At 71.8% G+C, this 21,563-nt stretch carries 23 protein-coding genes; 7 read left to right on the plus strand and 16 right to left on the minus strand.

Annotated features, from left to right (window positions below; genetic code table 11):
* Positions 1-22 precede the first annotated feature (22 nt).
* Positions 23-892 (plus strand): HAD-IB family hydrolase, encoded by an 870-nt coding sequence (locus tag ABGB10_RS30355; protein WP_347664412.1) that lies wholly within the window; start codon positions 23-25, stop codon positions 890-892.
* A gap of 52 nt (positions 893-944) precedes the next feature.
* Here the strand turns inward: ABGB10_RS30355 and ABGB10_RS30360 are convergent, their stop codons facing one another.
* The 11 genes from ABGB10_RS30360 to ABGB10_RS30410 all read right to left on the minus strand — a co-directional run bounded on the left by ABGB10_RS30360 (position 945) and on the right by ABGB10_RS30410 (position 11,247).
* Positions 945-1,802 (minus strand): lysophospholipid acyltransferase family protein, encoded by an 858-nt coding sequence (locus tag ABGB10_RS30360; protein WP_347664436.1) that lies wholly within the window; start codon positions 1,800-1,802, stop codon positions 945-947.
* 239 nt (positions 1,803-2,041) lie between these two features.
* Positions 2,042-3,118, minus strand: a complete 1,077-nt coding sequence (locus ABGB10_RS30365) for an NAD-dependent epimerase/dehydratase family protein (RefSeq protein WP_347664413.1) — start codon at positions 3,116-3,118, stop codon at positions 2,042-2,044.
* Positions 3,119-3,240: 122 nt separating this feature from the next.
* On the minus strand, positions 3,241-3,342 hold the full coding sequence (locus tag ABGB10_RS30370; RefSeq protein WP_007465623.1) for an AURKAIP1/COX24 domain-containing protein: 102 nt from the start codon (positions 3,340-3,342) through the stop codon (positions 3,241-3,243).
* A gap of 214 nt (positions 3,343-3,556) precedes the next feature.
* Positions 3,557-3,766, minus strand: coding sequence for a helix-turn-helix domain-containing protein (locus ABGB10_RS30375; RefSeq protein ID WP_007465625.1), 210 nt, complete (start codon positions 3,764-3,766; stop codon positions 3,557-3,559).
* A gap of 244 nt (positions 3,767-4,010) precedes the next feature.
* Positions 4,011-5,195, minus strand: coding sequence for an ABC transporter permease (locus ABGB10_RS30380; RefSeq protein ID WP_347664414.1), 1,185 nt, complete (start codon positions 5,193-5,195; stop codon positions 4,011-4,013).
* Positions 5,192-6,076 carry an ABC transporter ATP-binding protein gene (locus ABGB10_RS30385; protein ID WP_347664415.1) on the minus strand — a complete coding sequence of 295 codons (885 nt, stop codon included), beginning with the start codon at positions 6,074-6,076 and terminating at the stop codon, positions 5,192-5,194. Before ABGB10_RS30385 ends, ABGB10_RS30380 begins: the two co-directional genes overlap by 4 nt.
* On the minus strand, positions 6,073-7,455 hold the full coding sequence (locus ABGB10_RS30390; RefSeq protein ID WP_347664416.1) for an efflux RND transporter periplasmic adaptor subunit: 1,383 nt from the start codon (positions 7,453-7,455) through the stop codon (positions 6,073-6,075). Before ABGB10_RS30390 ends, ABGB10_RS30385 begins: the two co-directional genes overlap by 4 nt.
* Positions 7,456-7,497: 42 nt before the next feature.
* Positions 7,498-8,799, minus strand: a complete 1,302-nt coding sequence (locus tag ABGB10_RS30395) for a hypothetical protein (protein WP_347664417.1) — start codon at positions 8,797-8,799, stop codon at positions 7,498-7,500.
* Positions 8,800-8,856: 57 nt separating this feature from the next.
* Positions 8,857-9,432 (minus strand): WHG domain-containing protein, encoded by a 576-nt coding sequence (locus ABGB10_RS30400; protein ID WP_347664418.1) that lies wholly within the window; start codon positions 9,430-9,432, stop codon positions 8,857-8,859.
* Complete coding sequence (locus ABGB10_RS30405) at positions 9,425-10,225, minus strand: alpha/beta hydrolase (protein ID WP_347664419.1); 801 nt, start codon at positions 10,223-10,225, stop codon at positions 9,425-9,427. Before ABGB10_RS30405 ends, ABGB10_RS30400 begins: the two co-directional genes overlap by 8 nt.
* Positions 10,226-10,326: 101 nt before the next feature.
* A complete protein-coding gene (locus ABGB10_RS30410) occupies positions 10,327-11,247 on the minus strand; it encodes a proline dehydrogenase family protein (protein ID WP_347664420.1) in 921 nt (306 codons plus the stop codon).
* Positions 11,248-11,332: 85 nt separating this feature from the next.
* On the opposite strand from ABGB10_RS30410, the gene ABGB10_RS30415 reads away from it, so the two are divergent.
* Genes ABGB10_RS30415 through ABGB10_RS30425 form a run of 3 tightly spaced genes read left to right on the plus strand, consistent with a single transcriptional unit; the run spans position 11,333 to position 13,380 of the window.
* Entirely contained in the window at positions 11,333-11,605 is a 273-nt protein-coding gene (locus ABGB10_RS30415) for a hypothetical protein (protein ID WP_347664421.1), read from the plus strand.
* A gap of 1 nt (position 11,606) precedes the next feature.
* Entirely contained in the window at positions 11,607-12,773 is a 1,167-nt protein-coding gene (locus tag ABGB10_RS30420) for a glutathionylspermidine synthase family protein (protein ID WP_347664422.1), read from the plus strand.
* Positions 12,774-12,792: 19 nt separating this feature from the next.
* Complete coding sequence (locus tag ABGB10_RS30425; protein WP_347664423.1) at positions 12,793-13,380, plus strand: CGNR zinc finger domain-containing protein; 588 nt, start codon at positions 12,793-12,795, stop codon at positions 13,378-13,380.
* Between the two features lie 29 nt (positions 13,381-13,409).
* On the opposite strand, the gene ABGB10_RS30430 is transcribed toward ABGB10_RS30425, so the two are convergent.
* Positions 13,410-14,216 (minus strand): sugar phosphate isomerase/epimerase, encoded by an 807-nt coding sequence (locus tag ABGB10_RS30430; RefSeq protein WP_347664424.1) that lies wholly within the window; start codon positions 14,214-14,216, stop codon positions 13,410-13,412.
* 75 nt (positions 14,217-14,291) lie between these two features.
* The gene (locus ABGB10_RS30435; RefSeq protein ID WP_347664425.1) at positions 14,292-15,236 is read right to left on the minus strand and encodes a Ppx/GppA phosphatase family protein; all 945 of its coding nucleotides are present in this window, start codon (positions 15,234-15,236) and stop codon (positions 14,292-14,294) included.
* Between the two features lie 80 nt (positions 15,237-15,316).
* On the opposite strand from ABGB10_RS30435, the gene ABGB10_RS30440 reads away from it, so the two are divergent.
* Positions 15,317-16,114 (plus strand): hypothetical protein, encoded by a 798-nt coding sequence (locus ABGB10_RS30440; protein ID WP_347664437.1) that lies wholly within the window; start codon positions 15,317-15,319, stop codon positions 16,112-16,114.
* Positions 16,115-16,400: 286 nt separating this feature from the next.
* Here ABGB10_RS30440 and ABGB10_RS30445 read toward each other — a convergent pair whose 3' ends face one another.
* Positions 16,401-17,084 (minus strand): response regulator transcription factor, encoded by a 684-nt coding sequence (locus ABGB10_RS30445; RefSeq protein WP_110563227.1) that lies wholly within the window; start codon positions 17,082-17,084, stop codon positions 16,401-16,403.
* A gap of 22 nt (positions 17,085-17,106) precedes the next feature.
* On the minus strand, positions 17,107-18,390 hold the full coding sequence (locus tag ABGB10_RS30450; protein WP_347664426.1) for an ATP-binding protein: 1,284 nt from the start codon (positions 18,388-18,390) through the stop codon (positions 17,107-17,109).
* A 204-nt stretch (positions 18,391-18,594) separates the two neighbouring features.
* On the opposite strand from ABGB10_RS30450, the gene phoU reads away from it, so the two are divergent.
* Positions 18,595-19,248, plus strand: a complete 654-nt coding sequence (gene phoU, locus ABGB10_RS30455; protein WP_347664427.1) for a phosphate signaling complex protein PhoU — start codon at positions 18,595-18,597, stop codon at positions 19,246-19,248.
* A gap of 60 nt (positions 19,249-19,308) precedes the next feature.
* Here the strand turns inward: phoU and ABGB10_RS30460 are convergent, their stop codons facing one another.
* A complete protein-coding gene (locus tag ABGB10_RS30460; RefSeq protein WP_091403562.1) occupies positions 19,309-20,076 on the minus strand; it encodes a phosphoglyceromutase in 768 nt (255 codons plus the stop codon).
* Between the two features lie 152 nt (positions 20,077-20,228).
* Between ABGB10_RS30460 and ABGB10_RS30465 the strand changes: the two genes are divergently transcribed.
* The gene (locus tag ABGB10_RS30465) at positions 20,229-21,512 is read left to right on the plus strand and encodes an MFS transporter (protein ID WP_347664428.1); all 1,284 of its coding nucleotides are present in this window, start codon (positions 20,229-20,231) and stop codon (positions 21,510-21,512) included.
* The last annotated feature ends 51 nt before the right edge of the window (positions 21,513-21,563 follow it).

Consider the following 21,563-nt stretch of genomic DNA (forward strand, 5'->3'; position numbering starts at 1 on the left):
TACCGGTGAGGAAGGGAGTCGCGTGGCGCGCAGCCGTAAGGTGACGGTCAGCACCGACGCCGAGGGGCACACTGCGGGTTGGGCGGAGACCGACCTGGCCCCGGCCACCGCACCGGATTCCACGGCTGCGGCGTTCTTCGACGTGGACAACACCATGATGCAGGGCGCGTCGATCTACTGGTTCGCCCGTGGGCTCGCCTCCCGCAACTACCTCACCACCGGCGACCTGGCCCGATTCGCCTGGCAGCAGCTCCGGTTCCGACTGCTGGCCCGGGAGCACGCCGGTGACATGTCCCTGGCCAAGGAGGCCGCGCTGGCCTTCGTCCAGGGCTGGCGGGTGGACGAGGTGGAGCGCCTCGCGGAAGAGATCTTCGACGAGATGATGGCTCCGCGGATCTGGGCCGGCACCCACCAGCTCGCACAATGTCACCTGGACGCCGGCCAGCGGGTGTGGCTGGTCAGCGCCGCCCCGGTGGAGATCGGCCGGGTGATCGCCGCCCGGCTCGGGCTCACCGGCGCGATCGGCACCGTGGCTCAGGTGGTGGACGGGGCGTACACCGGGCGGTTGGTGGGTGACCTGATGCACGGGCCGGCGAAGGCCGAGGCGGTCACCCAGCTCGCCACGGTGGAAGGGCTCGACCTCACCCGCTGTGCCGCCTACAGCGACTCCGCCAACGACCTGCCGATGCTCTCCGCGGTGGGCAGGGCGGTGGCCGTCAACCCGGACGGCAGTCTGCTGCGGCAGGCCCGCCGGCACGGCTGGGAGGTGCGGGACTTCCGCACCGGCCGTCGAGCGGTGAAGATCGCCGTGCCGTCGACCGCGGCAGCCGGGCTGGTCGCCGGTGCGGTCACCGCCGGCCTGGCCCTGCAGCGACGCCGCCGCGCCGGCTGAGACGCCCGCCGCCGCGCCGGCTGACGGATGCCTCGCCGCCGCGCCGGCTGGCTCAGGGGCCGAACGGGTCGGGCCGTCGCTCCAGCAGTGTGTGCACGGTCTGCTGGATGGTCTCCCGCACCTGGTCGGCGAGGTTGAACACCACCAGCGGGTCGTCCGCCGAGTCGGTCAGGTGGGCGGTGGGGATCGGTGGGCAGAACTCGATCAGCCACTTGCTGGGCAGCGGCACCATGCCCAACGGCCCGAGCCACGGGAACGTAGGCGTGACCGGAAAGTAGGGCAGCTTGAGCAGCCGCGCCAAGGGCTTGATGTCGGCGAGCATCGGGTAGATCTCCTCGCCGCCGACGATGGCGACCGGCACGATCGGCGTCCCGGTGCGCAGCGCCGCCGAGACGAAACCACCCCGCCCGAACCGTTGCAGCTTGTACCGGTCGGCGTAGAGCTTGCCGATCCCCTTGAAGCCCTCGGGGAACACGCCGACCAGGTCACCCCCGCCGAGCAACCGCTCCGCGTCCGGGTTGCAGGCCACCGTGCCGCCGGTCTTGCGGGCGATCTCGGAGACCACTGGCATTCGGAAGACCAGGTCAGCGCCGAGCAGCCGTAGGTAGCGGTGCGCGGGGTGCTTGTCGTGCAGCGCCGCCGAGAGGATCAACGCGTCCAGCGCCACCGTCCCCGAGTGGTTGCCGACCACCAGGGCGGGCCCGTCGATCGGCACATGCTCCACCCCACTGACCTCGGTGCGGAACCAGTCCCGGTAGAGCAGCCGCAGCAGCGGGTGGAAGACGGCGTCGGTCAACTCCGAGTCGAAGCCGAACTCGTCCACCTCGTAGTCACCGGAGAGCCGTCGGCGCAGGAAGGCCAGACCGTTCGCGACCTTGCGGTCCCAGTGGTCCCCCGGCCGGTCCACCACGGCCGGCTCGGTGCCACCCGACGACCCGGCCTCCGCCGGGTCGCCCGGCTCCGCGCCGGCCGCGACGGGCTCGTCGGTGGCCGCGGCGGCGACCTCGTCGGCCGGGTTCGGGGTCGGCGCGATCCGCGCGACCGGCCGGTGTCCGTTACTCCGCGCCGGCTCCGCGTCCGGCGCGGACGACTGCTGCGGTACGTCGAACCGCCCGACCCCCTGCGGGTCACGCCCCTCCCCGGGCCCGCTCACGGCGTCCGCTCCCGTACTGCCGACCGGACCTGCCGGATACCGTCCCGAACGAGCTGCTCGGCCACGGCCAACTGGTCCCGGGTGACCACCACCCCGCCGTGGTGTGCGCGGATGAAGTCCTCGAACGCCTCGGCGGTGGAGCGGGGCGTGAAGCCGTACTCCTGCTCCAGCCGGCTGGTGTCGACCACCCGGCCGTGCACGAAGAGGTCGACCTGGTCCAGGCCGTAACGGCCGAAGCCCATGGTGCGGGCCAGTGCGGCGGCACCGGAGAGGCCCGGTTCCAGCACCGGCACGGCCACCCGGCCGGCCCGCCGGATCGCCTGCGACAGCGACAGCACCCCCGGGCCGGCGACGTTGTAGGTGCCCGGATGGTCCTCGACGATCGACCGGTGCAGCACCTCCAACGCGTCGTCGAAGTGCAGGAACTGCAGGCGGGGGTCCCGGCCGAAGACGGTGGGCACGAACGGCTGCGCGAAGTACCGGGTCAACGTGGTGTCGGCGGTCGAGCCGATGAACGGCGCGAAGCGCAGCACCGTCGCGGTGACGTCGGGCCGGCGGCGTCGGAAGCCGCGTACGTACCCCTCAAGGTCGAGGATGTCGCGGCCGAACCCGCCGCGCGGCACCTCGCGCGGTTCGGTCTCCTCGGTGAAGACCGCCGGGTCCCGGAACGAGACCCCGTACGCGGCGGTCGACGACCGGACCACGAGCTTGCGCAGTCGGGGTGCCCGTTGGCAGGCGGCCAGCAGGTGCATGGTGCCGATGACGTTCTGGTCCTTCATGGCCGACCGGCCACCGTGCTGCTGGTCCGGGGCACTGACCAGCGCGAGGTGCACCACCGCGTCGACGTCCAGGTCGGCGAGGAGGCCACCGAGCGAGTCGCTGTCGAGGCGGATCCGTTCGACCCGGTCCAGCAGGTCGGTGAACTCGGTGCCCGAGTCCGGTGCGTCCACGCCGATGACCCGTTCGATCCGAGGGTCGGCGGCCAGTCGGGCAGCCACGTGGGCACCCAGGTAGCGCCCCACCCCGGTGACGACGACGACCCCCGGAGCACCTGGGGTGCCACCGGGGGTCATCTGACGCACCTACCCCGGCAGGAAGGACCGAGCCGGGACGACCACGGCCTGGTCACCTGAGCCTCCGGGGATCGACAGTAAGGCAAGTGACGCCGGACGCCGGGCGCTGAGCCCGGCGGCGATCACTTGCCGAGACGGCGACGCTGGACGCGGGTCTTGCGCAGCAGCTTGCGGTGCTTCTTCTTAGCCATGCGCTTACGGCGCTTCTTGACCACCGAGCCCATACGACAGCCTTTCGATACAACGTGCGGGGCGGACCGGATGACACCACCCAGGTGGCGACGGCGACCGCTTGCGGACAACGGACCGGACCAGTCTGGGCGGCGGGGCGCACCTGTGGGGTCTCGGTCGGGCTCCAGGGTAGCCGGAGAGCGTAAGCCGGACCAACGCGCCCCCGTCGATGCCGCTCAGGTGGCACTCGGAGGGCGGGGCTCTGGCTCAGGCGGTCTCCTGAAAAGCACCCCTCAGATATTCGTGCACCGCATGCTCGGGCACCCGGAATGAGCGGCCGACCCGGACCGCGGTGAGCTCACCGCTGTGCACCAGGCGATAGACCGTCATCTTCGACACCCGCATGACCGTCGCCACCTCAGCGACGGTCAGGAACTTGACCTCCGACAGCCGTCCGTCGGACTGCGACCCGGCCATGGCTCACCGACCCATCCCATGCCCGGCGCGTGCCAACCCGACGGATGCTCCGGGCCGGGCCGGCGACGCGCGTGTTACCAGTACGGTAGCGGGGCGGTTGTGACCGGCGCGATCCCTTCGTACAACTGATCATGTTTCTCCTCGCCGTTCACCCGATCCGTGCTCCCGTTTCATGCCCGCCTGGGGTCCGCGTCCCAGGTGTTCCGACGGTGCTCGGCCGCCGTCGGGGTTGGCCCGACGCTGCTCACTCGGCGCGCAGCGCCACCACCGGGTCGAGCCGACCGGCGCGTTGCGCGGGTACGACCCCGAAGACGATGCCCACCACCGCCGACACACCGAAGGCGAGCGCCAACGACCACCAGGTGATCGCGGCCGGGATCGGTGACAGGGCATCGACCAGCAGCGCGGTCCCCACACCCAACGCCATCCCGGTCAACCCGCCGATCGTCGTCAGCAGCACCGCTTCCAGCAGGAACTGCACCCCGATGTCGCGGGGTCGCGCGCCGACCGCCTTGCGCAGACCGATCTCCCGGGTCCGTTCCCGGACGCTCACCAGCATGATGTTGGAGACACCGACGCCGCCGACGAGCAACGAGATGCCGGCGATGGCGGCCAGTACGCCGGTGAGGACGCCGAGGATGTCGCCGAGCACACCGAGGATCTGCTGCTGGGTGACCGCGCTGAACTCGGTGTCGGGGTGACGGCGGTTCAGCTCGGCGACGATCCGCTCGCCCAGCTCGTCGATCCGCTCCCGGTCGGGTGCCTTCACCGCGATGCCGTCCACCCGCTGGGTGCCCCAGAGCCGCTGCGCGGCGGTCACCGGCACGTGCACCTCGTCGTCCCGGTCGACGCCGAGGCTCTGCCCCAGCGGCGCGAAGACGCCGATCACCCGGAACCGCACCCCGGCCAACGCCACCTGCTGGCCGAGCGGATCCCGGTCGGGGAAGAGCGCCCGGGCCACCGAGTCGCCGAGCACCGCCACCCGTCGACTGGTGTCCACGTCGGTGCCGGTGAGATAGCGACCACGGGCCAGCGAGCGGGTGAACACCGCCGGGGTGGTCTCCAGCACCCCCTGCACGGTGGTGAAGTCGGAGCGGTTGCCGGCTCGGGCGGTCGCCCCGGAGGCGACGGTGACCGCCACCCGGTCCGGGTCGCCGACCACCCGGCTGACGGCGTCGACGTCCTTGAGGGTCAGCGGCGACACCACCGGCGCGTTGCCCACCTCGATCCGGCCGGGGACGACCAGCAGCAGGTTGGAGCCGAGGCCCTCGACCTGTTGCTCGACCTTCTGTTTCGTGCCGGTGCCGATGGCCACCAGCAGGACCACCGAGGCCACCCCGATGATCACCCCGAGCATGGTCAGCGCGCTGCGCAACCGGTTGGCCCGTAGGGCGTCCAGCGCGACCCGCCACGCCTCGGCGACCCTCACGCCACGCCTCCGGGCCGCTCGACCTCGTGCGGAAGGCACCCGGTGGCTCCGGCGGCGCCACCGGAGCCACCGGGCGGGTGCCCCGGGCCGCTTCCGGACGCGGACCGGGGCTCCGCGCTGGGAGCGGGGACCAGTGTCTCAGGTCGACCGTGATCGACGGACGGCGGTCGATCATGGGCGGATCGCGGGTCGCCGCTGTCCGCCACCACCACCCCGTCGCGCATGGTGATCCGGCGGCGCGCACGCGCCGCCACCTCCTGGTCGTGGGTGACCATCACCAGTGCCACCCCGGACTCCGCGTTCAACCGCTCCAACAGCTCCAGCACGGCCGCGCCGGTGACGCTGTCCAGGTTGCCGGTGGGTTCGTCGGCCAGCAGCACCGTCGGCTCGGTGACCAGCGCACGGGCGATGGCGACCCGTTGCTGCTCGCCGCCGGACATCTGGTTGGGCCGGTGGTCCAGCCGGTGCCCGAGGCCGACCCGGCCGAGCACCGCCGCCGCCCGCTCCCGGCGCCGCCGGGCCGGCACCCCCCGGTAGACCAGCGGCAGTGCCACGTTGTCCACCGCCGACGTACGCGGCAGCAGGTGGAACGCCTGGAAGACGAAACCGATCGTCTCGTTGCGCAGGGTGGCCATCTCCGGCGGGGTCAGGGCGTTGACGTCCCGCCCACCGATCACCAGACGGCCACCGGTCGGGCGGTCCAACCCGCCGAGGAGGTGCATGAGCGTGGACTTGCCCGAGCCGGACGGGCCGACCAGAGCCACGTAGTCCCCCGGTTGCACGACCAGCGACACCCCGCGCAGCGCCTCGACGGACACCCCGTCGAGTTGGTACGTCCGGGACACGTCCACCGCCTCGATCGCCGGCGGGGTGCCGGTCACCGCACCTCCTGGCCGTCGCGGACCTGGTCGGTGCCGCGCACCACGATCCGGTCACCGGGTTGGACGCCGTTGAGGATCTGCACCAGATCCGACCCCTGGACACCCACGGTCACCGCCGCCCGGCCGGCCTTGCCGTCCCGGACCACCCACACCGCGTCCCGGCCGTCGGCGGAGAACACCGCCGAGGCGGGGACGGTCACCGCGTCGGCGGCCTCGCGTACCCGCAGGTGGACGATCGCGTTCATGCCGGGGCGGGGGGTGGGAGCCGGCTCGTCCTCGGCCAGCTTCCCGGCGCCCAGGGCGAGGCGTACCCGGTAGGTGACCCCGCCCTGGGCGGAGTTGGTGGGCAGCACGTCGACCGAACGGACGGTGGCGTCGTAGCTGGCGCCGGTGACGGCGTCCAACTCGACCGTGGCGGTCACGCCGGCCTTGACCAGCAACACGTCGGTCTCGTCCACCTCGGCGAGCAGCCCCAGCTGCCCGGTGTCGACCACGGTCAGGACCGGTGTGCCGGCGGTGACCCGGCCGCCGACCGCGACCGCGTCGTCCACCCCGGCGGGCGGACCGCCCTGGCCGGGGGCCAGCCCGGAGGGGTCGAGACCGGTGCCACCGGCCTGCTCCAACAGCCCGGCCAGACCGGCGTTCGCGCTGCCGCCGGCCCGGGTGCCGCCCGGCTGCACCACGCCGGCGATCGGAGCGCGCAGGGTCAACGCGTCCACTGTCGCCTTCGCCAGGTCGTACCCCTGCTGGGCCTGGAGCCGCTGCGCCGCGGAGAGCGCGCCGACAGCGGAGCTCAACCCGTTGATCCCCCGCTGCACGGCGCGCACGGCCTGGTCCGCGCTGCGCGCGGCGGCGGCGTACTGCCGCTGGGCGGACGTCACCTGGGTCAGCAGCGCGCCGCGCAACTGCGGGTCGGCGATCTTCTCGGCGGCCTCGCGGGCGGCGTCGAACGCCTCGTTCGCGGCCTTGTCCGTGCCGCGCCGGCTGCCGGTCAGGTCACCCGTGGAGACACCCCGTCCGGCGCGCTTCGCCGCGTCCAACGCCTCCTTCGCCTGCCGGAGCCGCTGCTGGGCGGAGGGCGAGTCGACCACGGCGAGGACCTGGCCCCGCTTCACCGACTGTCCGGGCTGGACGCGAAGACTCGCCAGGGTGCCGTCGGCGGGAGCGGTGAGGGTCGCGGCGGCCCGAGCGGTCACCGTCGCCGGAGCGTCGATCACCTCGCTGACCGGGTTGCGGGCCGCCGACGCCAACGCGAGGTCCGGATCGTCACCGCCGCACGAGGCGGCGGTGGTGGCGGTGAGGACGGCGACGGCGGTCAGGGCGACGAGCAGGCGGGGCCGCGTGGTGCTGGCTGGCCGCGGCAACTGGGGGCGGCGCACCCATCGATGGTACGACCGACCGTCACCCGGTCGACGAGCCCGTCAGGCGGTGGCGGCGCGGATGTACGCGACGCACTCGTCGTGCAGCGTCGACCACTTCTCACCGAACGCCTGCTCGGCTGCCACGTCGAGGGTGTCGCGCTCGTGCACCACGGCCTTGAAGAAGGCGAGCAGACGCTGCGGCCCGTACCGGTCGACGAGGTGCCGGACGGCGAGGTAGCCGACGCCGTAGCTGCCGGCGACCCGCTCGGCGGAGGCGTCGTCGGCGGGGTTCACGCCCGCCAACTGGCCGTCCCAACCGCCCCGAACCAGTTTGCGCACCTCGGCGATGCCCTCGTACCGGTCGACCGCCTGGCCGCCAGCACCGGCCAACTCGGCCAGCCCTTCCACCAGCCACCAGGTCGTCTTGCCCGGGTAGCCGCGCTCGGGCAGCGAGGCCGCGTGGGTCAACTCGTGCCGGAGCAGGTCGTCGGTGCCGTTGCTGGAGAGCCCTTCGGCGTTGAGCACCACCTCGTGGTGACCGCCGCCGACGGTCACCGCGTACCCGCCGGTCCACTCTGGTCGGTCGCCGCCGTACCAGCGCTGCCACTCGGTGCGGCCGGCGTAGAAGATCCGGTAGCGGTCCGGCGGCGAGTCGGTCAGCGCGTACCCGTCGGCGACCTTGGCCGCCGCCTCGGCCTGCGCGAGCAGGCCGGGCAGTTTGCCACGCAACGCGGGGGTGGTGGCGACGATGGTCCGCGCGCCGACCGCCACGGCCAGGTCGCTGATCTCCCACGGTCGGGTGCCGGTCTCCACCGACTTGGACTCCTCCAGGGCGACCAGCCGGGGCTGGTCGCCGTTCTCCCGCCAACGGGTGCCGATCAGGACCGGGCTGGGCCGGCAGTTCGGTGCGACGAAGCAGTACTGGAATCGCACCAGGAGTCGCCACTCCCCCGGCTTGCCGACAACCGGCGAGGGCAGACCGCTCGGTTCGGCCCGCCAGACGGTCACCTTGAGCTCGCGGAGTGCGGCGAAGCGTCGGCGCAGCTCACCGTGTGCGGCGGAGTCGGCGACGGCGAGGAAACCGGCGCGGTCGCCACCGAGCAGCGCGGTGGACTGCCGGTTGAGTTGGCTGGCCATCCGCTCGGCAAGCGCTCTGGCCGCCGCGGTGGCGGGGTCGTCGGCCGTCGAGACGCCGGCCCGGCTCAACGTGGACCGGGCGCCGTTCTCCCGGATCACTCCGACGACGAGCACCGCCGGCAGGCCGCAGCCCAGTAGCACGACGACCACCACGAACACCGTCCACAGCGGCCAGAGCCGCCGTGGTGCTGGCCGTTGCTGCACCCCGTCAGTCCCGTCAGTCACCCGCCGAAGGGTACGACCATTCCCTGGGCGGGGCGAGGCCGCCCCGGGCCGACCCGCTCACCCAGCGGAGGCCGGCCAGGAGCGGAACGAGATGTCCATGCTGGCGACCAGTTGGTGGTACGAGCGGTCGAGTTCGCGGGGCAGGCCGAAGCCGCCCTCGGCCTCTAGGGCGACGAAGCCGTGCAGCGCGCTGCGCAGGGCACGGGTCGCGTCCACGGCATCGTCACCGGTGAGCCCGTAGCCGCGCAGCACCGCGAAGATGGCGCCGACCGCGCGCTCGCCCGCCTCGACATGCTCCGGGTCGTTCGGGTCCGGCACCTGCTGGGTCGCCGGATAGCGGCCGGGGTGCCGGCGGGCGTAGTCGCGGTAGGCGTCGGCCATCGCCCGCAGCCCGTCCCCACCGGCCCGCCCGGCGGCGGCGGTGGTCAGCTCGGTGGCCAACTCGGCGGTGGCCAGCGCGGACAACTTCTGGGCCAGCGCGTCCGCACCCCGCACGTGCTTGTAGAGGCTGGGCAGCGCCACCCCGAGCCGGCTGGCGAGCGCGGCGAGGGTGAGCTGCTGGTAGCCGACCTCGTCGGCCAGCCGCGCCGCCTCCCGCACCACGGTCTGCTGGTTGAGACCGACCCTAGGCACCGGTGCACACCGCCAGGAAGCCGAGCAGTTCCTCGGCCGTGCGCTGCGGCCGGTCGGCGTGCGGATAGTGACCGGACTCCTCGATCATCCGGGCCTCGGCCGTGCGGAAGAGCCGGCGCGCGGCTCGTGCCTCGGCCCCCGGGTCGGGGAAGTCCGGGTCCTTGGCACCCATCAGCACCAGCACCGGCTGCCGCACCTGCGGGGCGCGTGCGGTCCAGTGCGGCTCGACCGGCACGATCACCCCGCGCATCGCGGCCATCCGGCCGGGCTCGCGCAGGTTGGCCACCATGGACCGGCGGTACGCGGCGTCGTCCGCGGGCCGGTGCACCGGGAACAGCGTCTTGTGGAACATCCCGAACAGTCTGGGGCTGTGCAGCACGGACCACATGGCCATCCGCACCAACGGGTTGAGCTTGCGCTGGCCCACGAACGCGCCGACCTGCACGATGCCGGCGACCAGCTCGGGCGCGTCGGTCGCGGCGAAGACCACCGCCGCCGCGCTGGACGAGCTGCCCACCAACACGGCCGGGCCGGCGTCGAGGTCGCGGACCACGGCCAGCAGATCCGCGCCGACCTCCGCCGGTGCGTACGTGGGCCAGCCGACGCTGGACTCGCCGTGCCCCCGTACGTCGACCGAGGCGACCTTGTGACCGGCCGCGACCAGCAGCGGCACCAGGTGCCGGTAGCTCGACCGGTTCTCGCCCATCCCGTGCGAGAGGACGACCAGAGGGCCCTCGCCGTGCACCTCGTACGCGATGTGGCCGCCGTCACGGCGAACCTGGCTAGTTGGCATAGCCGCAAAGCTAACCTGATTAGCCAGCATCGTCAAGTCGCATACGCGAACGGGCCGGCGGGACCACAGGGGTCACCGCCGGCCCGTCGACCGAATTCGGGTTACTTCTTGGAGATCAGAGCCCGGCCGAAGAAGACCAGGTTGGCCGGGCGCTCGGCGAGCCGGCGCATCAGGTAGCCGTACCACTCGTCGCCGTACGGGACGTAGGTGCGCACGGTGTAACCCTCACCGGCCAGGCGCGCCTGCTCCTCCGGGCGGATGCCGTAGAGCATCTGGAACTCGAAGCGCTCCGGCCCCCGGTCGAACCACCGGGCCCGGTCCTCCCCGATGGCGATCATCCGGGGGTCGTGGGTCGCCAGCATCGGGTAGCCGTCGCCGGACATCAGGATGTTCATGCAGCGGACGTACGACTTGTCCACCTCACGGGCCGACTGGTACGCCACCGACTCCGGCTCCTTGTAGGCACCCTTGCACAGCCGTACCCGCGATCCGGCGGAGGAGAGCTCCCGGCAGTCCGACTCGGTCCGGCGCAGGTACGCCTGGAGCACCGCGCCCGTCGACGGGAAGTCCTTGCGCAGCCGACCCAGCACCTCCAACGTCGAGTCCGTGGTGGTGTGGTCCTCCATGTCCAGGGTGACCGTGGTGCCCGCCGCGTCGGCCGCCGCGCAGATCGCCCGCGCGTTGTCGTACGCCAACTGCTCGTCGAACATCTGGCCGAGCGCGGACAGCTTCACGCTGACCTCGGCAGCCGGGGTGAGCCCCGCGGCGGCGAGCAACTTCAGCAACTTCAGGTATTCGTCCCGGGTGGCGACGGCCTGTTCGGGGGTGACGGTGTCCTCACCGAGGTGGTCGAGAGTGACCGCGAGACCGTCGTCGACGAGCCCGCGGGTCGCGCGCAACGCGTCGTCAGTGGCAGCGCCGGCGACGAACCGGCGAACGACGTCCCGGGTGTACGGGGCAGTCGCGACGAGCCGCTCGACCTGGGATGACCGGGAGGCGGCGAGGATGACGGAACGGAGCATGAGCCGAGCGTAACGCCCCTGCCAGGGCCGCCGCCGAGGGGCGGCCGGGGCTGCGGCGCTGGCGCGCATCGGCTACAACGATGCCGTGGACCAACGCCCCCGCCGCCGGCTCCGGTCGGCCTCCGTGCAGCTCGGCGCGCTCACCGCTCTCGCGCTCGCCCTCTCCGGCTGCAACATGACCTCGGACGACGACGATGACGACGACTGCGCCCTCGGGCCGGTCGGCGGCGGTGACACCGTCGCGCTGGCGATGCGGGTCCCCGACCCGGCCACCGGTCGCGCCGCCCCGGAGCCGACCACGGCCGCCCTGCCCGATCGCGGCGGGTTCGGCACCCATCTCGCCGCCTGCGGCGGCTGACATGCGCCGCGAGACCGTCACCCCGCGCCCCGACTGGGACACCACCATCCGGGAGCAGGGGTTGATCTACGTCGACACCGAGCTGCCCGACGGCGGGATCATGTCGTACTGGGACGAGACCGCCGCGTACGCGTTCGACCTGGACGAGGTGCTCCGACTGGAGGAGGCCACCGAGGAGCTGCACCGGATGTCCGTGGCCGCCGCCGAGCACGTGGTGGCCCACCGCCGGTACGCCGAGTTCGGCATCCCGGAGTGGGCGGTCGACGCGGTGGCCCGGTCGCTGCGGGAGGCGCCACCCACCCTGTACGGGCGCTTCGACCTCGCGTACGACGGCAACTGGCCCCCGAAGATGCTGGAGTACAACGCGGACACCCCCACCGCGCTGGTCGAGGCGAGCATCATCCAGTGGTACTGGCTGGAGCAGAGCCGGCCGGAGCTGGACCAGTGGAACAGCCTGCACGAGCGGCTGGTCGGCGCCTGGGCCAAGATCGGGGCCGGGCTGCACGAGCCCCGGGTGCACGTGCTCTGGTCGAACGAGGAGGAGTCCGGCGAGGACCACATGACCGCCGGTTACCTCGCGGAGACCGCCCGGCAGGCCGGTCTGAGCGTCACGTTGCAGCCGATCCAGGAGATCGGCTGGGACGGCCGACGCTTCGTCGACGCCGACGACCAACCGGTGACCACCTGCTTCAAGCTCTACCCGTGGGAGTGGATGCTGGCCGAGCCGTACGGGCCGGCGGCGCTGGCTCCGGGCACCCCGACCACCTGGATCGAGCCGGCCTGGAAGCTGCTGCTGTCCAACAAGGCGTTGCTCGCGGTTCTGTGGGAGCTGTACCCCGGCCACGAGTACCTGCTCCCGGCGTACCTCGACTCGCCACGCGGCATGCCGGAGTACGTGGCCAAGCCGCTGCTCGGCCGGGAGGGCGGGTCGGTACGCATCGTCACCGCCGATGAGGAGATCACCAACCCGGGGATCTACGGCGACGAGGGCTGGTGCTACCAGGAGTTCCGGGCGTTGCCGCAGTTCGCCGGCAACCGGGTGGTGCTGGGCAGCTGGATCGTCGACGGCGAGTCGGCCGGGGTGGGAGTGCGGGAGAGCGCCAGCCTGATCACCGACGGCTACGCGCGGTTCCTGCCGCACTACATCGACGCGCCACGCACCCCGTGAGTCGTCTACCGTTGGGGGCGTGAACTTCGACGCGTACGCGCGGACCGGTGTTGACCTGGTCAACGCCCGCCTGGACGACCTCGACGACCTGCGTGCCCTCTTCCCCGACGAGAACGCCTGGATGCGCGACGAGGTCGCAGACCGGGACGTGGCGATCTTCCGGCGGGCGCAGAAGCGACTGCGGGACGTCTTCGAGTACGGCACCTCGGGGCGGGACGCCCAGGCGGTCACCGAGCTGAACGCGCTGCTTGAGGCGTTCCCGGTGCAGCCGCGCATCTCCGGGCACGACTCCAGCGACTGGCACATGCACGTGACCAGCCGGGGCGCGTCGGTCAGCGCCGAATACCTGGCCGGCGCGGTCTGGGGGCTGTCGGTCTGGCTCTGCGAGTACGGCAGCGCCCGGTTCGGGGTCTGCGCCGACGAGCGGTGCGGCAACGTCTACCTGGACACGTCGTCCAACTGCTGCCGGCGGTTCTGCTCGGAGCGCTGCGCCACCCGCTCGCACGTCGCCGCGCACCGAGCCCGTAAGCGGGCGGCGGTCGGCGAGCAGGTGACGGTCGCCGCGCAGCCGACCTCCGCCGCCGATTCCCTCTCGCCGGTCAGCTGACACCGCCGCCGCCCGTTCGGGCGGACAGGTCAGGCGTCGACCGGTGACGGCGCGGTCAGGTGCTGGCGGGCGAACTCCAGCGCGGCGCGCAGGTCCGCCTCGCGCACCGCGCGGCTCTTCGCGCCCCGGGTCGCGACCTCCACCGCCACCGCGCCGGTGAAGCCACGCCCGGCCAGCGAGGAGAGCAGCTCACCGCAGGGCTGGGTGCCGCGACCGGGCACCAGGTGCTCGTCGCGGCCCTCCCCGGTGCCGTCACCGAGATGCACGTGCGCCAGCCCGGCGCCCATCCGGTCGGCCATCTCCAGGGGGTCGCTGTGCGAGGCCGCGCAGTGCGAAAGATCCAGGGTGTACGACGGGTAACCCGTGTCGGTGGGATCCCAACCCGGCACGTAGGGGACGAACTGCCGCCCTGCCATCCGCACCGGGTACATGTTCTCCACAGCGAAGCGCAGGCCGGGGAACCGGTCCCCGACGGTGGCCAACCCCTCGGTGAAGTTGCGGGCGTAGTCCCGCTGCCAGGTGAACGGTGGGTGCACCACGACGGTCGGCGCCCCTAGCGTCTCGGCCAGCTCGGCGGCCTTGCGGAGCCGCTCCCACGGGTCCGGGCTCCACACCCGCTGGGTGACCAGCAGGCAGGGCGCGTGCACCGAGAGCACCGGCACACCGTAGTGCTCCGACAGGCCGCGCAGTGCCCCCGCGTCCTGGCTGACCACGTCGGTCCAGACCATCACCTCGACGCCGTCGTACCCGAGTGCCGCAGCCAGTTGGAACGCCGCCGCGGTCGGCTCGGGAAAGACCGACGAGCTGGACAGGAGCACGGGAACGCGGGAAGTCACATCAGCCAGCGTAGCCCGGCGACGCTCAGGACATCGTGACGAGCGCCGGCAAAGCACCCGAAACCGGAAGGCCGATCAGATCGGTTCGAGTTGATCGAGCCGGCGGAGGATGACCCCCTCGCGCAGGGCCCACGGACAGATGTCCAGCGCGTCAATGTCCAGCCGGCGCATCACCGCCTCGGCGACCACCGCACCAGCCAGCAACTGGTGGGCCCGGCCTGTGCTGACCCCCTCCAGCTCCATGAGTTGAGCCGGTGGGATGTGCCGGATGAACCCGATGACCTGCCGCAAGCCGGCACGGGTCAGGCTGCGCCGCACCCACAACCCGGCTCCGGAAGGCGCCGCCCCGGCCAGTCGGGCCAGGGTGCGGAACGTCTTCGAGGTGGCCACCGTCCGGTCCCAGCCGACCTGGGTGACCTGGTCGGCCACCTTGTCCAGCCGGCCCTCGACGTACTCCCGGAGCTTCTCGACGGCCTCCGCCGACGGCGGTGCCGCGCTGGCCGGGTCTACCCGCAGCCGCTCCCGGGTCAGCCGGCCGGCGCCGAGCGGCAGCGAGATCGCGACGTCCGGCTCCTCGTCGATCCCGGCGGCGATCTCCAGGGAGCCGCCACCGATGTCCAGCACCAACAGCCGCCCCGCCGACCAGCCGAACCAACGCCTGACGGCCAGGAATGTCATCCGCGCCTCGTCCGCCCCGGAGAGCACCGCCAGTCGTACGCCGGTCTCGTCACGGACCCGGGCCAGCACGTCGGCCGCGTTGGTGGCGTCGCGCACCGCGGACGTGGCGAACGCGATCAGGTCGTCGGCCTCCAAACCGGCGGACGCCGCCTTGGCCATCCCGACGGCCTTGACCAGGCCGTCCGCGCCCGCCTCGGTGAGCGCGCCGTCGGGGCCGATCTGCTCGGCCAGCCGGAGCACCACCTTCTCCGAGTGCGCCGGCCACGGGTGCGCGCCGTGGTGCGCGTCCACCACGAGGAGGTGCACCGTGTTGGATCCGACGTCGAGGACACCCAGTCGCATGGTGAAGACCCTAGGCGCAACACGTTTGCGCGGCTCGCCGGCCTGCCGACGTCACCACGCGTACGCTGGGCCGGGTGACGATGGAGCTCCGTGTGCTGGTGGACGACCCGGGCGACCCGCGTAGCCGCGAGGTCCCGCTGGACTTCCCCCGGGAGTGGATCGAGTTCGCCGACCCGGCTGACGAGACGCACCTGATCCGGGCCGACCTGACCTGGCTGCTCTCCCGCTGGACCTGCATCTTCGGCAAGGGCTGCCACGGCATCATCGCCGGCCGGGCAGCCGACGGTTGCTGCTCGCACGGGGCGTTCTTCACCGACTCGGACGACGAGAAGCGCGTCCGGAGCGCCGTCAAGCGGCTCACCCCGTCGACCTGGCAGCACTTCCAGCGCGGGTTCAAGAACTGGACCGACGAGGACACCATCGACGGCAAGAACTCGGCCCGCCGCACCGCCACCCAGGGCACCGAGGGCCCGTGCGTGTTCCTCAACGACGCCGACTTCGCCGGCGGCGGTGGATGCGCGCTGCACGCCCAGGCGTTGCGCGACGGGGTGCACCCGCTGGAATACAAGCCGGACGTCTGCTGGCAACTGCCCATCCGCCGGGACCAGGACTGGGTCAAGCGGCCGGACAACTCCAAGGTCCTGGTCTCCACCCTGTCCGAGTTCGACCGGCGGGGCTGGGGAGCAGGCGGCCACGACCTGGACTGGTGGTGCACCTCCTCGACGGACGCGCACGTCGGCGCCGAGCCGATGTACCTGTCGTACGGCCCGGAGCTGACCGCGCTGATCGGCGCTGCCGCCTACGAGCGGCTGGCCGAACTGTGCGCGACCAGAACGAAGCAGGGCATGATCGCCCCCCACCCCGCCGACGAGATCTAGCCCACCCGAACGCGCTCGCGTGGTGTCCCACCAGGCATCGGTCCGTCCACTGCCGGCCCGTCTCCCTGTAGAGCTGCCCCGTAAACGGGGCAGACCGCGCAGGGTGGCGCGGGTACACCCGTCGGGGCCAGGGCGACGTGTGTCTCCAGCCCTTACGGGCGCCACGCGCTTGCGCCGCCCCATAACTGGGGCAGCTCTACAGGCGGAGAGGGATACCACCCCAGCCACCGTCCGGACAGCCTGAAGGGGGCCTGCGTCCACCGCAGACCCCCTTCAGGTACGCCGATCACGGCTCGAACTTGTAGCCCAGACCCCGGACGGTGACGATGAAGCGGGGCGCGGACGGCTCCGGCTCGATCTTGGAGCGCAGCCGCTTGACGTGCACGTCCAACGTCTTGGTGTCGCCGACGTAGTCGGCCCCCCAGACCCGGTCGATGAGCTGGCCCCGGGTGAGCACCCGGCCCGCGTTGCGCAACAGCAGCTCCAGCAACTCGAATTCCTTCAGCGGGAGCTGCACGGCCCCACCGTCGACGGTCACCACGTGCCGCTCGATGTCCATCCGCACCGGCCCGGCGGCCAGGGTGGGAGCACCCGTCTCGGCCACCTCCGGGCTCTGCCGGCGAAGCACCGCCCGGATCCGGGCGACCAGCTCGCGCGGCGAGTACGGCTTGGTGACGTAGTCGTCGGCACCGATCTCCAGCCCGACCACCTTGTCGATCTCGCTGTCCCGGGCGGTGACCATGATGATCGGCACGGCTGACCGCTGCCGCAGTTGCCGGCAGACCTCGGTGCCCGACATCTCGGGCAACATCAGGTCGAGCAGCACGATGTCGGCGCCGGTCCGGTCGAACTCGGTGAGGGCGTCGGTTCCGGTCGCGGCGACCGAAACCTCGAAACCCTCCTTACGGAGCATGTACGACAAGGCGTCGGAGAACGACTCCTCGTCCTCGACCACGAGAACGCGGCTCAACGGGGTTTTCCTTTCATTGCTGTCAGACCTGCCGTAGCCCAGCCGGACCGGAGTCGATCCCAACCGGCGGCAGTGTCGCCAGGAGGTCGTCCGGTGGACTGGCGGGCAGCCGGAGGGTGAACGTCGACCCACCACCAAGAGTGCTCGACACCTCGACCCGTCCGCCATGGTTGCTCGCGATGTGTTTCACGATCGCCAGCCCGAGCCCGGTGCCGCCGGTGGCACGGGAGCGGGCCTGATCGGCCCGGTAGAACCGTTCGAAGATCCGGTCCACGTCCGTCGGGGCGATACCGATGCCCTGGTCGGTGACGGCGACCTCGACATGCTCGTCGTCGCCGCGGAGGGTGACCCGGACCGTGGTGTCCTCGCCCGAGTAGTTGATGGCGTTCTCCACCAGGTTCGCCACCGCCGTGGCGAGTTGGGAGTCGCTGCCGTACGCGGTGAGGCCACGCTCACCGTCCACGGTCACCTCCACCCCCCGGGCGGAGGCCGTGGTGCGGGTCCGGTCGACCACCTCGGCGACCACCCAGTCCAGTGCGACCGGCTCCGGTGGCGGCTGGGGTTCGGCGCCCTGCAACCGGGTCAGCTCCAGCAACTCCTGCACCAGCCGACCCAGCCGGGTCGACTCGTGCTGGATCCGTTCGGCGAACCGGCGAGCGGCGACCAGGTCCTCGGAGAGGTCGGGCGCTGCGGCGTCGGCTGGCTCGGTCGCGTCCAGCAACGCCTCGGCGAGTAGTTGGAGCGCCCCGATCGGGGTCTTGAGCTCGTGGCTCACGTTGGCCACGAAGTCGCGGCGTACGCGGGTCAGCCGGTGCGACTCGGTCACGTCGACCGCCTCGACGGCGATGAAGCCGTTGCCGATGCCCATCGCCCGCAGGTGCACGCCGAGCGGGTTCTCCCCCGCGCCGTCGCGACCTCGGGGCAGGTCCAGCTCGATCTCGCGCCGCACCCCGGTGCGTCTCACCTGGCCGGCAAGGGTACGGATCAGTGGGTGCGCGGCGATCGAGCCGGGGGTGCTGCCGGTACGCAGGAGCCCCATCGCGCGGGCGGCCGGGTTGATCAGCACGGGCTCGTCGTCGTTGTCGAGTACCACGACACCGGCCCGGAGCGAGTCGATCGTCCGGCGGCCGAGCCCGGTCTGCTGCTCGTCGGCTATCGCGGGCCTCCCCCTGCTCCAGCGGGAGCTCGCGCTGCCCGTCGACGTGGAGCGGCCGTCCCGCGCGGGCAGGAACCGGGGCAGCAGGAAAGCGGCGGCCATCCCGGCCACCAACGCCACGGCCACCACGACCGCCACCGCCCACTCCACCCGGCGATCGTAGGGGCATTGTTAACCTGGCTACCACACAGATCGGGACGAACCACCCTCACTTCCGAAATTGTTCACCCCTGCGTCTGACGTCGTTCACCGTGGTTCATCCGGGGTCCGTCCGCGCGCCCTACCGTTGGCGTCGCACCTGCTCAACCCCCTGCGCCGGCACCCGTCGGCGGCGACCGACCACAGGACGTGATGATGCGCGACGAGTTCCGGGCCGACCTCCAGATCGTCAGCCAACTGCTGGTGGACATGGCGGAGGGCGTCCGCGCCGCCATGCGCCAGGCCACCCGGGCCCTGCTCACCGCCGATCGGCAGTCCGCCGAGACGGTCATCGAGCGGGACGCCGAGATCGACGACCTCTACCGGCACGTCGAGGAGCGGGTCTGTGACCTGCTCGCCCGACAGGCGCCGGTCGCCTCCGACCTCCGGGCAATGATCACCGCGCTGCACGTGGCCGCTGATCTGGAGCGGATGGGCGACCTGGCCGAGCACGTGGCGAAGACCGCCCTGCGCCGGCACCCCTCCCCCGCCGTCCCGGCCGAACTGCGGGCGGTCTTCACCGAGATGTCCGAGATCGCCGACCGGATGGCCGTGAAGATCGGATCGGTGCTGGCGAAGCCCGACGCCGACCTCGCCAGCGAGCTGGACCGCGACGACGACGCCATGGACGAGCTGCACAAGAACCTGTTCGCGGTGCTGCTCGGCGACGACTGGCCGTACGGGGTGGAGACCGCGATCGACGCCACCCTGCTGGGCCGTTTCTACGAGCGCTTCGCCGACCACGCAGTCAACGCCGGCGAGCACGTGGTCTACCTGATCACCGGAGAGAGCAGCCCCACCACCAACTGACGTGCAAGGAAGGGCCCCTTGTTATCGCTGTGCGCATAACAAGGGGCCCTTCCTAACGTCTCAGCGACCCTGGTTGGCCACCGCGGCGGCGGCTGCCTTCGCAGCCGTCGGGTCGAGGTAGGTGCCGCCCAGGGTGAGCGGGCGCAGCTGCGGGTCGAGGTCGTAGCGCAGCGGGATGCCCGTCGGGATGTTCAGCTTGGCGATCGCCTCGTCGGAGATCTGGTCGAGGTGCTTGACCAGAGCGCGCAGCGAGTTGCCGTGCGCGGCCACCAGCACCGTCCGGCCGGCCAGGATGTCCGGCACGATCGAGTCGTACCAGTAGGGCAGCATCCGGTCGACGACGTCCTTGAGGCACTCCGTCCGCGGCATCAGCTCGGTCGGCAGCAGCGCGTAGCGGGGGTCACCCACCTGCGACCACTCGTCGTTGTCGTCGATCGGCGGCGGTGGCGTGTCGTACGACCGGCGCCAGAGCATGAACTGCTCCTCGCCGTACTCGTCGAGGGTCTGCTTCTTGTTCTTGCCCTGCAGGGCGCCGTAGTGCCGCTCGTTGAGCCGCCACGACCGGCGCACCGCGATCCAGTGCCGGTCGGCGGCGTTGAGCGCCAGCTCGGCGGTGCGGATCGCGCGGCGCATCACGCTGGTGTGTACGACGTCCGGCAGCAGGCTGTGCTCGCGCATCAGCTCGCCGCCGCGCCTCGCCTCGCCCTCGCCCTTCTCGGTCAGGTCGACGTCCACCCAGCCGGTGAAGAGGTTCTTGGCATTCCAGTCGCTCTCACCGTGTCGCAGCAGGACCAGCGTCCCGACGGTGGGCCCTTCGCTCGCAGTCATGCGGATCATCCTGCCTCAAGCGCCGAGTGGACACGCGGGCACCCGTCGTGACGACCACCACGTGAAAATCCGGGTGACCTGCGGCTCGGCCCGCCACTAGGGTTGTAAGGCACGCCAGTCACATCGGTCATTACTTGCAAGCGGGGCGCCATATGCGGACGATGCGGAGTTGGTTCCGGGACACCACCGGCGGCCTACCGACCACCTTCTGGTACCTGTGGTCAGGGACCCTGATCAACCGACTCGGCTCGTTCGTCCTCGTCTTCCTCGCCATCTACCTGACCCAGGAACGCGGCTTCTCCGCCTCCCAGGCCGGGCTGGTGATCGGCCTGTGGGGCGTCGGCGGCGCGTTCGGCACCACCGCGGGCGGCACTCTCGCCGACCGGTGGGGCCGGCGGCCGACACTGCTCACCGCACACGTGGGCGCCGCCGCCATGATGCTCGCGCTCGGGCTGGCCCGGGACCTCTGGGCAGTGGCGCTGGGTGCTCTGCTGCTCGGCATGTTCGCCGAGGCGGCCCGGCCCGCGTTCGGCGCGATGATGATCGACGTGGTGCCGGCGAAGGACCGACTGCGCGCGTTCTCGCTCAACTACTGGGCCATCAACCTGGGCTTCGCCTGCGCCGCCGTCCTCGCCGGTCTCGCCGCGCAGGCGGACTACCTGCTGCTGTTCGTGGTCGACGCCGGCACCATGCTGATCACCGCGCTGATCATCTTCAGCAAGGTGCCGGAGACCCGGCAGTCCAGCACGTCCACCGCCACCGCGGCGACGGTTTCGCGCGGCGCCCTGCGCACGATCCTCACCGACCGCGTCTACCTCGGCTTCGTGGCACTCAACCTGTTCGCCGCGCTGGTCTTCCTCCAGCACATCTCGATGCTGCCGATCGCGATGGGCGACGACGGTCTGAGCCCGGCCACCTACGGCTCGGTCATCGCGCTCAACGGCATCCTCATCGTGGTCGGCCAACTCTTCGTGCCCCGACTGATCCGGGGTCGAAGCCGCTCACATGTGCTGGCACTGGCGTCCGTGGTGATGGGCGTCGGGTTCGGGCTGACCGCGTTCGCCGGCACCGCCTGGTTCTACGGGCTGACCGTGCTGATCTGGACGGTCGGCGAGATGCTGAACTCACCGTCCAACTCCACGCTGATCGCGGAGCTGTCCCCGGCCGAACTGCGCGGTCGCTACCAGGGCGTCTTCTCCCTCTCCTGGCAGATCGCCGGGGCCAGCGCGCCGATCCTCGGTGGCCTGATTCGCGAGCACGCCGGCAACGACACGCTCTGGTACGGCTGCGCCGCGCTCGGCGCCCTGACCGCCGTGGCCCACCTGGTGTCCGGGCCGGCCCGGGAGCGGCGCGCCGCCGAGCTGCGCCGTTCCGGCGAAGCGCTGGCGCCGGTCACCGCCGAGCGGGGAACCCGGCCCGCCGAGGCCGTCGCCTGACGACACGCCCGAAGATCAGACCTGGACTGGCGCGACGCGGCTCGGGTTTTC

The sequence above is a fragment of the Micromonospora sp. B9E7 genome (genome assembly GCF_039871815.1).
Classification (GTDB): Bacteria; Actinomycetota; Actinomycetes; order Mycobacteriales; family Micromonosporaceae; genus Micromonospora.